The sequence below is a fragment of the Pseudomonas sivasensis genome (assembly GCF_052938085.1).
The window spans coordinates 5,060,864-5,076,016 of the sequence record NZ_CP176442.1 but is presented as its reverse complement, the minus strand read 5'-3'; the positions used below and the strand labels follow the sequence as shown (position 1 = coordinate 5,076,016).

14 protein-coding genes are annotated in these 15,153 nt (G+C 61.7%); 6 read left to right on the top strand and 8 right to left on the bottom strand.

What is annotated here, in order from left to right; translation table 11 throughout:
* Positions 1–2: 2 nt before the first annotated feature.
* Positions 3–452 (top strand): molybdopterin synthase catalytic subunit MoaE, encoded by a 450-nt coding sequence (moaE, locus tag ACKZ62_RS23415; protein WP_122755620.1) that lies wholly within the window; start codon positions 3–5, stop codon positions 450–452.
* Positions 453–584: 132 nt separating this feature from the next.
* Here the strand turns inward: moaE and rhlB are convergent, their stop codons facing one another.
* Positions 585–2,048 carry an ATP-dependent RNA helicase RhlB gene (gene rhlB, locus ACKZ62_RS23410; RefSeq protein WP_177326431.1) on the bottom strand — a complete coding sequence of 488 codons (1,464 nt, stop codon included), beginning with the start codon at positions 2,046–2,048 and terminating at the stop codon, positions 585–587.
* Between the two features lie 96 nt (positions 2,049–2,144).
* A complete protein-coding gene (locus tag ACKZ62_RS23405; RefSeq protein ID WP_181639182.1) occupies positions 2,145–2,801 on the bottom strand; it encodes an alpha/beta hydrolase in 657 nt (218 codons plus the stop codon).
* A 347-nt stretch (positions 2,802–3,148) separates the two neighbouring features.
* On the opposite strand from ACKZ62_RS23405, the gene ACKZ62_RS23400 reads away from it, so the two are divergent.
* The 5 genes from ACKZ62_RS23400 to ACKZ62_RS23380 all read left to right on the top strand — a co-directional run bounded on the left by ACKZ62_RS23400 (position 3,149) and on the right by ACKZ62_RS23380 (position 8,784).
* Positions 3,149–4,180 (top strand): amino acid ABC transporter substrate-binding protein, encoded by a 1,032-nt coding sequence (locus ACKZ62_RS23400; RefSeq protein ID WP_010212954.1) that lies wholly within the window; start codon positions 3,149–3,151, stop codon positions 4,178–4,180.
* A 72-nt stretch (positions 4,181–4,252) separates the two neighbouring features.
* A complete protein-coding gene (locus tag ACKZ62_RS23395; protein WP_032886379.1) occupies positions 4,253–5,434 on the top strand; it encodes an amino acid ABC transporter permease in 1,182 nt (393 codons plus the stop codon).
* A gap of 10 nt (positions 5,435–5,444) precedes the next feature.
* Positions 5,445–6,542 carry an amino acid ABC transporter permease gene (locus ACKZ62_RS23390; protein ID WP_032886381.1) on the top strand — a complete coding sequence of 366 codons (1,098 nt, stop codon included), beginning with the start codon at positions 5,445–5,447 and terminating at the stop codon, positions 6,540–6,542.
* Between the two features lie 11 nt (positions 6,543–6,553).
* Positions 6,554–7,318, top strand: a complete 765-nt coding sequence (locus tag ACKZ62_RS23385) for an amino acid ABC transporter ATP-binding protein (protein WP_003171943.1) — start codon at positions 6,554–6,556, stop codon at positions 7,316–7,318.
* A 200-nt stretch (positions 7,319–7,518) separates the two neighbouring features.
* A complete protein-coding gene (locus ACKZ62_RS23380) occupies positions 7,519–8,784 on the top strand; it encodes a CynX/NimT family MFS transporter (RefSeq protein WP_447095891.1) in 1,266 nt (421 codons plus the stop codon).
* On the opposite strand, the gene ACKZ62_RS23375 is transcribed toward ACKZ62_RS23380, so the two are convergent.
* The 6 genes from ACKZ62_RS23375 to ACKZ62_RS23350 all read right to left on the bottom strand — a co-directional run bounded on the left by ACKZ62_RS23375 (position 8,781) and on the right by ACKZ62_RS23350 (position 15,136).
* Positions 8,781–9,428: a DUF1120 domain-containing protein gene (locus ACKZ62_RS23375; RefSeq protein ID WP_181639181.1), complete on the bottom strand. Its 648-nt coding sequence runs from the start codon at positions 9,426–9,428 to the stop codon at positions 8,781–8,783. The genes ACKZ62_RS23380 and ACKZ62_RS23375 overlap by 4 nt on opposite strands.
* 17 nt (positions 9,429–9,445) lie before the next feature.
* Positions 9,446–10,564 (bottom strand): DUF1120 domain-containing protein, encoded by a 1,119-nt coding sequence (locus tag ACKZ62_RS23370; protein WP_447095890.1) that lies wholly within the window; start codon positions 10,562–10,564, stop codon positions 9,446–9,448.
* Positions 10,565–10,567: 3 nt separating this feature from the next.
* The gene (locus ACKZ62_RS23365; protein WP_447095889.1) at positions 10,568–12,994 is read right to left on the bottom strand and encodes a fimbria/pilus outer membrane usher protein; all 2,427 of its coding nucleotides are present in this window, start codon (positions 12,992–12,994) and stop codon (positions 10,568–10,570) included.
* 104 nt (positions 12,995–13,098) lie between these two features.
* Positions 13,099–13,794, bottom strand: a complete 696-nt coding sequence (locus ACKZ62_RS23360; protein ID WP_447095888.1) for a fimbria/pilus chaperone family protein — start codon at positions 13,792–13,794, stop codon at positions 13,099–13,101.
* Between the two features lie 28 nt (positions 13,795–13,822).
* Positions 13,823–14,446 carry a DUF1120 domain-containing protein gene (locus ACKZ62_RS23355; protein ID WP_122680331.1) on the bottom strand — a complete coding sequence of 208 codons (624 nt, stop codon included), beginning with the start codon at positions 14,444–14,446 and terminating at the stop codon, positions 13,823–13,825.
* Positions 14,447–14,515: 69 nt separating this feature from the next.
* Entirely contained in the window at positions 14,516–15,136 is a 621-nt protein-coding gene (locus ACKZ62_RS23350; RefSeq protein ID WP_447095887.1) for a DUF1120 domain-containing protein, read from the bottom strand.
* Positions 15,137–15,153: the final 17 nt, after the last annotated feature.

Genomic DNA, 15,153 nt, shown 5'->3' with positions numbered 1-15,153 from the left:
ACATGGCCATCCGTGTGCAGGTTGAGGCGTTTGATCCCGGTGCTGAAGTTAACGCAATGCACGCGGCCAACGTGGGCGTGGGCGCGGTGGTGAGTTTTGTCGGTTATGTACGCGACTTCAATGATGGTCACGACGTATCGGGGATGTTCTTGGAGCATTACCCCGGCATGACCGAAAAGGCCCTGGCCAAGATCGCCGTGGAAGCAGAGCAGCGTTGGCCGTTGCTCAAGCTGGACGTACTGCACCGCGTCGGCGCGTTGGAGCCGGGTGAGCCGATTGTGTTTGTCGCGGCAGCCAGTGCCCATCGCCAGGCTGCGTTTGATGCCTGTGCGTTTGTGATGGATTACTTGAAGACGCGAGCGCCGTTCTGGAAGAAAGAGAACACCCCAGAAGGTTCGCGTTGGGTGGAAGGGCGGGACAGCGACCACGCTGCAGCGGATCGCTGGAAGTAGCCAGCCGAACACAGAACCAAATGTGGGAGGGGGCTTGCCCCCCGATAGCGGCGTGTCAGTCAATTTATGTATCGACTGATCCACTGCTATCGGGGGGCAGGCCCCCTCCCACATTTTTGACCGGGTTTCAGCTTACGGGCGTTTGCGTTCTACAGCTCGCAGCAAGTGCGTCGGCGGTGTCTCGCAACTGATCTTGCGCCCCAGCAACGTCTCGATCGACGGCAACTGATACGAGTCATCTTCCCCGGCAAAGCTGATCGACACACCCGCTGCGCCCGCACGGCCAGTACGGCCAATCCGGTGCACATAGTCGTCCGGCACTTCCGGCAGGGTGAAGTTGATCACGTGGCTGATGCCATCGATGTGAATCCCACGGCCCGCCACGTCAGTGGCCACCAGCACGCGGATCTTGCCTTCGCGGAAGCCTTCCAGTGTCTTGATGCGCTTGTGTTGCGGCACATCGCCGGACAGTTGCGCGGCGTTGACGCCATCACGTACCAGGCGCTCTTCGATGCGGCGTACTTCGTCTTTGCGGTTGGCGAACACCATCACGCGCTCCCAACCGTTGTCGTTGATCAGGTTGTAGAGCAGTTTGTACTTGTCGGCACCGGCCACCGCGTAGATGTGCTGTTCGACGTTTTCGCTGGCGACGTTCAGCGCTTCAATCTCGACGATGGACGGGTCGGTAGTCCACTGCTTGGCGAGGTTCATCACGTCTTCGGTGAAGGTCGCGGAGAACAGCAGGGTCTGACGCTCGTTTTTCGGTGGGGTCTGACGAATGATCTGGCGCACTTGCGGGATGAAACCCATGTCGAGCATGCGGTCCGCTTCGTCCAGCACCATCACTTCGACCATGTCCAGGTGCACGTCGCCGCGCTGGTTGAAGTCCAGCAGGCGGCCAGGGGTCGCTACCAGAATGTCGCAGTGGCGGGCTTCGAGGTGTTTGAGCTGCTTGTCGAAGTCCATGCCACCGACGAAGGTCATCACGTTAAGGCCGGTGTATTTGGTCAGGTCGGCGGCGTCCTTGGCGATCTGCACCACCAGCTCCCGGGTCGGGGCGATGATCAGCGCGCGCGGTTCACCCATGTAGCGCTCTTTCGGCGGCGGCGTTTGCAGCAGCTGGGTGATGATCGAGATCAGGAACGCGGCGGTCTTGCCAGTGCCGGTCTGGGCACGGCCGATGGCGTCTTTGCCGGCAAGGGTAAAGCCCAATACCTGCGCCTGGATCGGCGTGCAGTACGGGAAGCCCAGGTCCTGGATGGCATGCATCAGTTCCGGGGCCAGTTTGAAGTCGTGGAAACGGGTTTTACCTTCCTGGGGCTCGACGACAAAGTCTTCGAGTTTCCATGGGATCACCGGCGGTTTAGGGGCGCGTTCCCGGCGAGGCTTGGGGGCGGGCGCGGCTTCAGCCTGAGGGGTTGCCTGTTCGGGCGATGTCACCGGCGGCGTCTTCGGCTGCGCGATAGGTGCGGTCCGGTCGGGCTGTTGGCCGTCATTGCGGCTGCCGGAGGCGGGGACAGGAGCACTGGGGACAGGCGCGAGCGGCTCAGCCTCGCTTTTGCCGAACATCTTCTTAAGTGCTTTGAGCACGGTGATCTCATTAATTGGTTAAGGAATGTACGCCGGGCAGTGTAATGCAAGAATCGGGCGCGGCGTAGTGTGTCTGTCATACGGCTACATAAATGCGGAGTATCAGCCCAGGCGAGCGCTCAACCAGGCGCCGATATCGTGTATCTCCTGAGGTAACACTTCGTGGCCCATTGGGTATTCCTGCCATGTCACGGTGACACCACGGCTCTTCAGGTGTTCGTAAGCCGTACGGCCCATCGCGTTCTGCACCACCTCGTCGTGATGGCCGTGCAGGCACAGAGCGGGAATACGCTGCTGGCTGGCGGACAATTCCAGCTCATCGCTGAAGGTGGGCGCGTAGGTAGAGAGGGCGATGACGCCACCCAAGGCACCCTGCCATTTGGTAAACGCTGTGTGGAAAACCACCGCGCCACCTTGGGAAAAACCGGCGAGGAAAATTCGCGAGGCGTCTATTCCGCTGCTTTTTTCAGTTTTGATCAAATCGGTGACCATTCTGGACGACTCATCCAGTTCTTCCAGGCTGATCGAACGGGCCGGGCTCATGGCCTTGATGTCGTACCAACTCGGCATTTCGTAGCCGCCATTAATAGTCACCGCGCGGGTCGGCGCTTGGGGTAATACAAAGCGCGTCGTCAGCAAGCTTTCCTGCAGCGCTTCGGCCACCGGCAAAAAGTCGTAGCGATCGGCACCCAGGCCATGCAACCAGATTACGCAGGCGTCTGCGGGCTTGGCGGGCTGAAGAATCAAGGGTTCGGTCATGTCTGCTCCATAAATGTGCGTGCGCTCCGATTAAGTGCGACGGAACGGTGCGTCATAGGTTGATCTGTTAAGAGAATGTCGCAAGGTTGAATCTTTTCCTATTGACCATGGGCTGAAACGACTCAGCCACCACTCTGGTACGGCGCTTGCTATGTGTAGGTCGATGTCAGAACTATCCCGGGACGGTAACACTATCAGTGACTGCCGTTTATGGGATAGCCGCTGGAATTACTGCGACAGCCTCATGCCGCTTGACCCTAAAAAAAACCAACACGGGTCAATATCGCCTCATAAGGGTGCGCTGAGGTTCGAGCTCCGACACAACAAGAGCGTATTTGGAGGTTTGAATGAAGGTATTGAAATCCACCCTGGCCATCGTTTCCGCGGCCGCTGTACTGGGTGTCAGTGGTTTCGCCCAAGCTGGCGCCACTCTGGACGCCGTGCAGAAGAAAGGCTTCGTGCAATGCGGCGTGAGTGACGGCTTGCCGGGTTTCTCGGTACCGGATGCCAGCGGCAAGATCCTCGGGATCGACGCTGACGTTTGCCGCGCTGTCGCTGCTGCTGTGTTCGGCGACGCGACCAAGGTCAAGTTCAGCCAGTTGAACGCCAAGGAGCGTTTCACCGCGCTTCAGTCTGGCGAAGTCGACATTCTGTCCCGTAACACCACCATGACCAGCTCTCGCGACGCCGGCATGGGCCTGAAATTCCCAGGCTTCATCACCTACTACGACGGCATCGGCTTCCTGGTTAACAACAAGCTGGGCGTAAAAAGCGCCAAGGAACTGGACGGTGCAACCATCTGCATCCAGGCCGGTACCACCACCGAGCTGAACGTTTCCGACTACTTCCGTGGCAACAACCTCAAATACACCCCGATCACCTTCGACACCTCCGACGAAAGCGCCAAGTCGCTGGAATCCGGTCGTTGCGACGTACTGACCTCCGACAAGTCCCAACTGTTCGCCCAGCGCAGCAAGCTGGCCGCGCCGAAGGACTACGTGGTTCTGCCGGAAACCATCTCCAAAGAACCGCTGGGCCCAGTCGTGCGTAACGGCGACGACGAGTGGCTGGCCATCGTGCGCTGGGTTGGCTACGCCATGCTCAACGCTGAAGAAGCCGGCATCACTTCCAAAAACGTTGAAGCTGAAGCCAAATCCACCAAGAACCCGGACGTTGCACGTCTGCTCGGTGCTGACGGCGAATACGGCAAAGACCTGAAAGTGAAGAAAGACTGGGTCGTACAGATCGTCAAGCAAGTCGGTAACTACGGCGAAGTGTTCGAGCGCAACCTCGGCAAGAGCACCCCGCTGGAAATCGACCGTGGCCTGAACGCACTGTGGAACAACGGCGGCATTCAATACGCACCCCCTGTGCGCTGATCGCTGATGGTTCTGTCACCCGGTGGGCCAACCGCCGGGTGATGTTCTGTTCCATTCTTTCCGGGGCACTTCATGCAAAATCAAATCGGCGCACCAAAGCAGAAGCTCAGCTTCAGCGATCCCAAAGTGCGTGCGTGGCTCTTCCAGATCATCACGATTGTGGCGGTGATCTCGCTGGGCTGGTACCTCTTCGACAATACCCAGACTAACCTTCAGCACCGAGGCATTACCTCGGGTTTCGACTTTCTTGAGCGCAGTGCCGGGTTCGGCATCGCGCAGCATTTGATCGACTACACCGAATCGGACAGCTATGCCCGCGTCTTTGTAATCGGCTTGCTCAATACTCTGCTGGTGACCGTGATCGGCGTGGTCCTGGCGACCTTGCTCGGTTTCATCATTGGCGTGGCGCGTCTGTCGCCGAACTGGATGATCAACAAGCTGGCGACCGTGTATGTGGAAGTGTTCCGCAACATTCCGCCGCTGCTGCAAATCCTGTTCTGGTACTTCGCGGTGTTCCTGACCATGCCGGGGCCGCGTAACAGCCATAACTTCGGCGACACCTTCTTTGTCAGCAGCCGTGGCCTGAATATGCCGGCAGCGCTGGCCGCTGATGGGTTCTGGCCGTTTGTGGCCAGTGTGGTGGTGGCGATCGTGGCAATCGTGGCGATGGCGCGTTGGGCCAACAAACGCTTTGAAGCCACCGGCGTTCCGTTCCACAAATTCTGGGCGGGCCTGGCGCTGTTCTTCGTGATCCCGGCGTTGTGCGCCCTGATCTTCGGTGCACCGCTGCACTGGGAAATGCCCACGCTGCAAGGTTTCAACTTTGTCGGCGGCTGGGTGCTGATCCCTGAGCTGCTGGCGCTGACCCTGGCGCTTACCGTGTACACGGCAGCGTTTATCGCCGAGATCGTGCGTTCGGGCATCAAGTCCGTCAGCCACGGCCAGACCGAAGCTGCGCGCTCCCTGGGCCTGCGCCCTGGGCCGACGCTGCGCAAGGTCATCATCCCGCAAGCCCTGCGGGTGATCATTCCGCCGCTGACCAGCCAATACCTGAACCTGGCGAAAAACTCGTCGTTGGCCGCCGGTATCGGTTACCCGGAAATGGTTTCGCTGTTTGCCGGCACGGTGCTCAACCAGACCGGCCAGGCCATCGAAGTCATTGCCATCACCATGAGCGTGTACCTGGCGATCAGCATCAGCATTTCCCTGCTGATGAACTGGTACAACAAGCGCATTGCGCTGATCGAGCGGTGAGGAAACGCCCATGAGTACGCATACTTTCAAACCTGATATGCCGCCGCCGAGCAAAGTCTTCGGCCCGGTGGCATGGATGCGCGCCAACTTGTTTTCCAGTTGGCTCAACACCCTGCTGACGCTGTTGGCGTTCTACCTGATCTACCTGGTGGTGCCGCCGATCCTGCACTGGGCCATCCTCGATGCCAACTGGGTTGGGACGACCCGCGCCGATTGCACGAAAGAAGGCGCCTGCTGGGTGTTCATCCAACAGCGCTTTGGGCAGTTCATGTACGGCTACTACCCCGGCGACCTGCGCTGGCGTGTAGACCTGACGGTGTGGCTGGCCATCGTTGGCGTGGCACCGTTGTTCATCTCGCGTTTCCAACGCAAGGCGATCTACGGCCTGAGCTTCCTGGTGCTGTACCCGATCATTGCGTTCTTCCTGTTGCACGGCGGAATCTTCGGCCTGACCAACGTGGCGACCAGCCAATGGGGCGGCCTGATGCTGACCCTGGTGATCGCCACCGTCGGTATCGCCGGCGCCTTGCCTCTGGGCATCGTGCTGGCGCTGGGACGGCGTTCGAACATGCCGGCAATTCGTGTGATCTGCGTGACGTTCATCGAGTTCTGGCGCGGCGTGCCGTTGATCACCGTGCTGTTCATGTCCTCGGTGATGCTGCCGCTGTTCCTGCCTGAAGGCATGGGCATCGACAAGCTGCTGCGGGCGTTGATCGGCGTGATCCTGTTCCAGTCGGCCTATGTGGCCGAAGTGGTGCGTGGTGGTTTGCAGGCGATCCCTAAAGGTCAGTACGAAGCGGCTGCAGCGATGGGCTTGGGTTACTGGCGCAGCATGGGCCTGGTGATTCTGCCGCAAGCCTTGAAGCTGGTGATCCCCGGTATCGTCAACACGTTTATCGCGTTGTTCAAGGACACCAGCCTTGTGATCATCATCGGCCTGTTCGACCTGCTCAACAGCGTCAAGCAAGCCGCCGCCGACCCGAAATGGTTGGGCATGGCCACTGAAGGCTACGTGTTCGCTGCCCTGGTGTTCTGGATTTTCTGTTTTGGTATGTCGCGCTATTCCATTCATTTGGAACACAAGCTCGACACAGGCCACAAGCGTTAGGAGTTGTTGTTATGAGCGAAGCAATCAAACAGCCTGTGAGCCCTGAAGGCATTATCCAGATGCAGGGCGTCAACAAGTGGTACGGCCAGTTCCACGTGTTGAAAGACATCAACCTCAACGTAAAGCAGGGCGAGCGTATCGTGCTGTGCGGCCCGTCGGGTTCGGGCAAGTCCACCACCATCCGCTGCCTCAACCGTCTGGAAGAGCACCAGCAAGGCCGCATCGTGGTCGATGGCGTGGAACTGACCAACGACCTCAAGCAGATCGAAGCGATCCGCCGTGAAGTCGGCATGGTGTTCCAGCACTTCAACCTGTTCCCGCACCTGACCATCCTGCAGAACTGCACGCTGGCGCCGATGTGGGTGCGCAAGATGCCTAAGCGCAAGGCCGAAGAAATCGCCATGCACTACTTGGAGCGCGTGCGCATTCCGGAGCAGGCCCACAAGTTTCCGGGGCAACTGTCCGGCGGCCAGCAACAGCGTGTGGCGATTGCCCGTGCGCTGTGCATGAAGCCGAAAATCATGCTGTTCGACGAACCGACCTCGGCCCTCGACCCTGAAATGGTGAAGGAAGTACTCGACACCATGATCGGCCTGGCTGAAGACGGCATGACCATGTTGTGCGTAACCCACGAAATGGGCTTCGCCCGCACCGTGGCCAATCGCGTGATCTTCATGGACAAAGGCGAAATCGTTGAGCAAGCGGCGCCGAATGACTTCTTCGACAACCCGCAGAACGATCGGACCAAGTTGTTCTTGAGCCAGATTCTGCATTGATCGACAGGTGACGCTTAACCATAAACCCGGCCTGGCGCCGGGTTTATTTTTGCCTGTTCAAAAAAACCGTTGCCTTGCCCTCGTAGGAAACTCCGAATAGCCTGTGGGCAAATTCATCCAATGATTGGACGAAGCGCGCAACCCCGCCTTGAGCGAGTTGTACCACTCCTTCTACGCCATCCTCGGCGCCCAGTTGATCCATGAACCTTGAAGCCAAACGCACGACTGAACTTGAAGAACTGTTGATCGACGCCGAAGCAGACGACGACATCGTGCAGCAGGCGCCCGCGCCGCTGAACCGCCCTTGGTTGTTGCTGCTAGGCCTGGTCCTGGTGGCGTTGAACCTGCGTCCAGCGCTGTCGAGCATGGCGCCGGTGCTCGGTGAAGTGTCCAGCAGCCTGGGCTTGTCGGCCGCCAGGGCCGGTCTGCTGACCACCTTGCCAGTGTTGTGCCTGGGGCTCTTCGCGCCCCTGGCGCCGATCCTGGCGCGGCGTTTTGGCGCCGAGCGCGTGGTGCTGGGAATTCTGTTGACCCTGGCGGCGGGCATCCTGCTACGCAGTTCGTTCGGTGAAGTGGGCCTGTTCGCCGGCAGCCTGATTGCCGGCGCAAGCATTGGGATTATCGGCGTGTTGTTGCCAGGCATCGTCAAGCGTGATTTCGCCCGACAGGCCGGCGCCATGACCGGCGTGTACACCATGGCGCTGTGCCTGGGCGCGGCGCTGGCGGCAGGCGCAACGGTGCCGTTGAGTCATTACTTCGGCGACAGTTGGCCGATAGGCCTGGGCTTCTGGATCTTGCCGGCGCTGATGGCGGCCGTGTTCTGGTTGCCCCAGGTCGGGCATAAACAGGGCGCGCATCAGGTGGCGTACCGGGTCAAGGGCTTGCTGCGTGACCCACTGGCCTGGCAGGTGACCTTGTACATGGGCCTGCAATCGTCCCTGGCGTACATCGTGTTTGGCTGGCTGCCGTCGATCCTGATCGGTCGTGGCCTGAGCGCCACCGAGGCCGGGTTGGCGCTGTCCGGCTCGATCATTGTGCAATTGGTCAGTTCGCTGGCCGCGCCGTGGCTGGCCACCCGGCGCAAGGACCAGCGCCTGGCGATTGTGGTGGTGATGCTGCTGACCCTCGGCGGGCTTTTCGGTTGCCTCTATGCACCGCTCGATGGCTTGTGGGGCTGGGCGATTTTGCTTGGGCTGGGGCAGGGCGGCACGTTCAGCCTGGCGTTGACCCTGATCGTGCTGCGTTCCCCTGATGCCCACGTGGCGGCCAACCTGTCGAGCATGGCCCAGGGCTTCGGTTACACCCTGGCCTCGCTCGGCCCATTGGCCGTGGGCCTGGTGCATGACTGGACCGGCGGCTGGTCGGCCATTGGCTGGATCTTCGCGGTGCTTGGTGTTGGTGCGATCGCCGCGGGCCTTGGCGCCGGGCGGGCGCGGTATGTGCAGGTGACCAGCGAGAAAATCTAGAGGTACACCACCTCCAGCGTGGCGAGGCCGTCGAGCGCGATGTCGCGGCTCAGGTCGAGGTTTTGCGTGGCGTTGATCACGGTCTCGACCTGCACCGTGCTGGTCAATTCTTGAATCGCCGAAGGGCCGGCCGTGCTGCCGGCGATGTCCGTGAACCCAAGGTAACTCTTGGCGCCGATGTTGATCGGGTTGAGGTTGGCAGTGCGCCAGGCCAGGCCACCGGTGGTGGACTCGGTGCCATACACCAGCGTGCTGCCGTCGACGATGGTCTGGCGCGGGTCGAAGGCCATCGAGTACAGACCGATGCGGTTACCGCTATGGTCCAAGCCCAGGCCGTAGTAAATCTCGCTGTTGACCATCGCCGAACCGTCACGATTGTCCCGCATGCGCAAGGCGAAGCGGTTCGCGCCGTTGCAGGCAATCCTGACTTGCAACGGCTTGATGGGCAGACGCGTGCCCTTGTCCACGTTGAGGTCCTGACGGGAGATCTTGCCGTAGTCGATGACTGCACCGTTGGACAGCAGCGGCGTACAGGCGGTGGGCGTGAGACGGCCTGTGATCGCCAGATCCACCTGCGAGGCCGCCTGAACGGCGGTGCCTGCGGCCAGCAGCAGGGAAAGAAGGGCGATGTTGTGCGTTTTCATGAGGCTGATCCCTTGGGTTACAGGTAAATGATTTCGAGGGTGCCGGCGCCGTTGATGTGCACCATGTTGCGCAAGTCCAGCGACTCCATCGGCGCCAGGTAGGCCTTGATGCGCAGCGTGCCGGAGAGGTTCTGGATCGGCACCGGCCCCAACGTGCTGGCGGTGCGGTCGGTAAATCCCATTAGGCTGTTGGCGGCGATGGGGATTTGGCGCGGGCTGGAGCTGCTCCACGCCGCCCCGCCACTGGTGGAGTCGGTGCGATACAGCGGGCCGAGGGCATCAGCGCTGAACTCGGCCGGGTCGATGTTCACGTAGTAGCGCCCGATCTTGTTGTGGCTGTAGTCCACGTCCAGGCCGTAGGCGGTTTCATCGGTGCCGCCGGTGGCGGAACCGTTGCGGTTGTCATGCATCTTCAGGGCGAAGGGCGTGGCGGCGTCGCAGCTCACGGAAAACTGCAAGGTCCGCGTGGGCAGCGGCGTTTCACTGGTGGCGCTCAAGTCCTTGGCCAGCAGCCTGCCGTAATTCACCAGCCCGCCATTGGACAATAGCGGCACGCACGCCACAGGGGCGAAGTGCGCTTGCAGGGTCAGCTCTCGCTCGCTTTGCGGGTGGGAGACGCGGCCGGTCACTTCCCAAGTGGTCGCGTCCCGCACGCGTGTGGCGGCAGCATCGGCCCAGGCGCTCACGCTCAGTTGCAGCGTGAAATGCTTGCCGGTCAGCGGTGTGCCGTTGAGCATCGGGGCGATCCCGTGTCCCGGCCGCCAGCCGAGTGCGGCGCCGGTGGCCACGGGCGGCTGACCGTTGGCGGGCAGCAACCCTAGGTTGACCGCCTGGCCATCCAGCATTCCGTCGCTGACCTGTATGGCGTAGCTGCCGTGCTCGGTGAATTGCAGGCGCTCGGCACTTGCGGCGACAGCGCGATAGAACAGGCTCATGTCGCCGGGTTGCGCGCAGTTGAGTGTCAGGCTCAGACGGCGCTCGCCGAGTAGACGCTGGGGGGCGTTGTCGTGCTGCGCGGCGCGGTTCATCGAGCCGAAATCCAGGCGCGCCTCGCTGAGGTTTAACTGGCATTCATCCGCGGCCAGGGCGCAGTTGGACACTATCAGCAGCAGGCAGGCAACTCTCAGGATGGGCATCGGTCATTCTCCAGGGGTATGGCAGCGGGCGTCGGCGGTTTCGAAATACACCGTGGGGTCGGGCTTGGTCGGCAGGTCGAAGCGCAGTTCACAGCGCCCGATGTCGGCGTTGCTGACCCACAGCGTGGTGTGCTCCAGCACGTTGGGCAGGAACACCTGGCTTCCATCCTGGACCAGGGTGATGAACTCGCCCTCGGCCGTGCTTACCACCGCGCCGCGCGGCAGCGGTTGGCCCTGATCAGTGCGTGCGGTAAGCAGCAAACGACGGGTGAGCGCCACGCCGAACTCGACGCGATCCACCGCACCGCGCCCGGCCGAAATCATCGCCAGGCCGTTGTTGATGTCGGCATTGCGCGGTAGCGAACGGGTCTGCACTTCGACCGGACTGCGGCCATAGGCGTTGACCTGGGACACCACCGCTTGCCCCTGCCAGTCGGTCCAGACCGGGCCGCTGGGGGTGCTGAGTTTGATGCCGCTCATGTCGCCCACAGACACCAGTGCGAACGTGTCGCGCACGGGATACGGCGAGAAGGTCAGACCGCTGCCGTGGGCCACCACGGCGCCGCGCGCGCCGCCCTGGTAGCTCGAACGTTCACTGTCGCTGCGGCTGTAGCTCAGGTCCAACTGGCTGTAGCGGGGCAGGGTGGACACGCCGACGGTGGTCTCGACCTGGCGGTCGCGGGTGTCGTATTCGGCGCTGACGCGGTAGCTGAGTTGATCGTCGATCTGCTCGTTGAGCCCGACTCCCGAGCGATGCTCGCCTCCCGAATTGCGCACCCACGCGCGGCCCCGGCGACGCTCGCCGAGGGGCAGGCTGAGGTTCAGGTACACCGCGTTGTCCTGCTGTTGGCGACCGCCCATCTGCCATTCGGCGCTGGCGGACAGCGATACGCCGCCGACACTGGTGCCCCACGAGGCCAGGGCACGGCTGCTGGTCTCGTCGTCAAAATTGCTGGAACGCGACACCCCGGCGCTGAACGCCCCTAGCGATGGGTGCGACCAGCCGAGTGTGACGCTTTGCTGGTCGCGGTAACGTGAGCGGCGATGGTGGTCGGGTTGGGTGTCGTAAGTGGTTTCTTCCAGATCGCGATAGCCCGGCGTGCGCCAGGAATTGGCCGCGCTGAATGACCATTGCTCACCCAGGCGCTGGGACCATGCGAGGTCGGTCTGCATGCCTTGGGCCTTGTCGTGGGACTGCGCATCGGAGAACTGGCTGGCCAGTTGCACTTGGCTGTCGAGCCCTGGCAGCCAGGCCAGGCTTGCGCCCACGCCGCGATATTCGCTGGCTGCGAGCAGGCCTCCGCCCACCGAGACTTGCGGGTGCACGGCGCCGTTCCAGCCGGCGCTGACAACCCAGGGGGCATCGCCTTTGGCGTCACCTATATTGCGTACGCGACCTGCGCCCACCGAATAACCGGCTGCCGGCAGGCCCAGGCCAAGCATCGCTGCCGGCACGGTAAAACGGCGCTCCTCGCCGGTGCTTTCCCGAACAGTCACTTCGACGTCCGAGCGGGTGTTCAAGCGCCGCACATCGCGCAAGGCGAACGGACCGGCGGGGACTACCGTTGAGTGGATTAACGCGCCGTTCTGCCGCACTTCGACCTGCGCCGGGCTGTTGGCGATGCCCTCGATGGTCGCACCTTGCTCCTGGTCCAGCAGTGCCTGCTCGGTGAACACCTGCACGCCATTGATCTGCGCCCCGGACAGCACCGGGTTGTAGAGGCTGATCTGCCCGGCTTGCAGCACCGCCTGATGCTGGGCGAAGGTGCGCTGGGCGTAGGCTTCCAGGTGGGTACTGCGCGACAGGCCGTCCTGCCAGGTCTGCACCTGGCGGCTGCGCACGATCCAGTCGCCGGCGTTGAAGCCAACTTCGGTATTGGCCGAGCCGAAGCGGTTGGTGTCATCGCCCAACTGATTGTAGAAACCGCTCAGGTCATAGTTGAGCAAGGCCGCGACGCCGCCGGCTTGATACCCCGAGACATCCTGTTTCAGCGGTCGCAGGGCCTCGGTCGGCACCACCAGCGACACCGTCAGGGTGGCCGGGTCGGGTTCGATCAGGCTCTGGGGAAATTGGGCGAGAAAGTCGTGGCATTTGCCGCTGTCGTCCGGGATCACCAGGTTGGCGGCATCCAGTAACGTGCGGTCGAAACACAGGGCACCCTGTTGATCGAAACGGGCTTGCAGACGACCACGGTTTTGGCCGTTGACCCGCAGCGTCACCGCGTGTTTGCCAGCGGTAAAGCGCGGAGCTTCCAGCAGCAGGCTGGCCAGTTGCGGATCAATGCCGCGCTGGCTCAGGGTCTTGGAATCGAAACCGGAATCGGCATCGGCCCAGGTCACTTCAGGGAGCAGGGCGCAGGTTAACAGCCACGCCGGCAGGGCAAGGTGGGTGGGTGCGGCGGGCACGGCTTTGCCGTCACGATAATTCACGACTGTTTTCACCAAAGGCATTAAGTGTTGGACGTCTGTGCGTCGCGGTGACGGTCATTGCGCCGTCACTTCGTATTTACAGGCGCGAGCGTCTGTTTTTTTCGTTAGAGCACGGTGATAGGGGCTTCGTAGGCGGCCACCGCGAAGCCATAGAGGGTGGCCGGTTGCAGCCGGACAGTTTGGGCGCCGGTGCCGGTTACCGGTACACGCAATCGCTCGCCCGGCAACACGTAGGTGCGCGGCAGCATCGCCTTGCCGTTACCCGGAAGCAGGCTCAGTTCCTGGGCCAGCCGCACCACATACGGCGTGTCATTACTGACCTGCAATTGGTTGTTCTCAAGGGCCCAGGTCAAACCGGTCCAGGGCGTGCGATTGGGCGCCAGCCCTTCGGGATGAATGATCACCGGCAGGTTCTGACGCACGGTCACGCCGACGCGGGCATGCCCTGCTTTGGTGGCGGCTCGGCCGGTGGGCATGCCTTCGAAAATCACCCGTTTGAGCCGCTGCGTCATCAGCGGCTGCTGCGCCTGCAAAATGAAACGCACCAGTTGCGATTTACCGGGGTCCACGCGCGCCAGCGGGGGAGTGACCACCAACAACGGCTCTGTGTCTTCCGGAATGTTTTCGAGGGTGACGTGCAGCAGGGTCAGTTGGCTGTCGGTGTTAGTCACCGAAACACTGGCCTCGCCCTCGCTTTCATGCACGATCACCACGGAGGTGTCGGGGACCATTCCGTCGGCCCTGGCATTCAGGCTGAACAGAAGTGTCAGGGCCGCGATGTTCAAAAGTAACGTCGTCATGACGGGGTTCCATTGGGCAAAAGAAGAATCAGAAGTAGCGCAGATCCAGGACGATCGACCCGTCCAAGGGCACCTCTTGATCCAGGGTCAGGTAGTTTGAAAAGTTGATGGACGTTTCTACGTGCAATTGGGCGTCCAGTTGGCGGATGAAGTCCGGCTGACGGTCACCCGGTAGCGCGAAACCGGCATAGGCCTTTGGCTCGGCGTCGGGCCGCGCGGCCCAGGTTTCACCGCCATCGGTGGACACCAGCACCTGCATGGGCTGCCCATCGCCCACCGGGTTGCGATAGGAAAGCGCCACACTGCCCATGCGCTCATCGGGGGCATGGATATTTCGACCCAGGCCGAAAGCATCCGGCGTCAGTGCTGATTCCGCGCGATTGTCGATGCCCGCCAGCGCAAACAGCATGGGCCGCGCGCATTGCACGGAGAGTTCCAGTAGCTGGCTTGGCAGCACGGTGAATTCATCGCTGTTGAGGGTATGCGTGGGAATCTTGCCGTGGTCGACAATGCCTTCTTCCGACAGCTCGACGTGGCAGGCGTCCGGGGTGAGCCTGCCGGTCACCGTGACGTCGACTATCGATGCTGCGCTTGTCGGTGCGGCGAAGGTCAGTGTGAGCAGAACGGCAAAAAGGTTGGGCTGCAGGTTCATGGGGATCACTGGCTGGAGGACGGTGGCCGTACGTAAAGGCGACCATGCCTGAGCATGGTCGCCCTGGCGTTACAGGTACTTCACTTCCAGGGTGGCCGAACCATCCAGGGTGACCTCGTTGGTCAGGTCCAGGCCGTCGGTGCGGGCGATCGAGGTGTTCACCTGCAGGTCAGCCACCAATTCCGTGGCGGGTACTGGCGTCGAGGTGTCACTTGTGGCTGCTACCGACATGTAGAGGCCAGGGTCCCAGAACCCTTCTTCGTACCACGTCTTGCCGCCATCCTCGGAGGCGATGGTTTTCACTGGGGCGCCGTCGGCGATGGCGTTCTCCAAAGTCAGCTTGAACCATCCCAGTTTTTGCGTGCCGTTGATCAGGCCCAGGCCGAACATGGTGTTCATCATTGCCGATTCTGCCCGGTTATCGATTGAGTTCAGGGCAAACGTGGTCGGACCATCACAATTCACTTCAATAATCAGGGTGTGCGTGCCGATGAGCGTGGGGTTGTTCGGGCGCAGGTCCTTGGCGGAGATTTTGCCGTGATCGATGATGCCGCCGCCGGATAGGCTGGGCGTGCAGGCACTGGGAACGATCAGGCCCTTGACCGCCAGGTCGACGGTGGAGGCTGCGAAGGCGGTCGCGCCGGTCACCAGCATCACGCTGGCTGCGACGGTACTGAGCAGGGTTTTCATGGCGAACTGATTCCTTT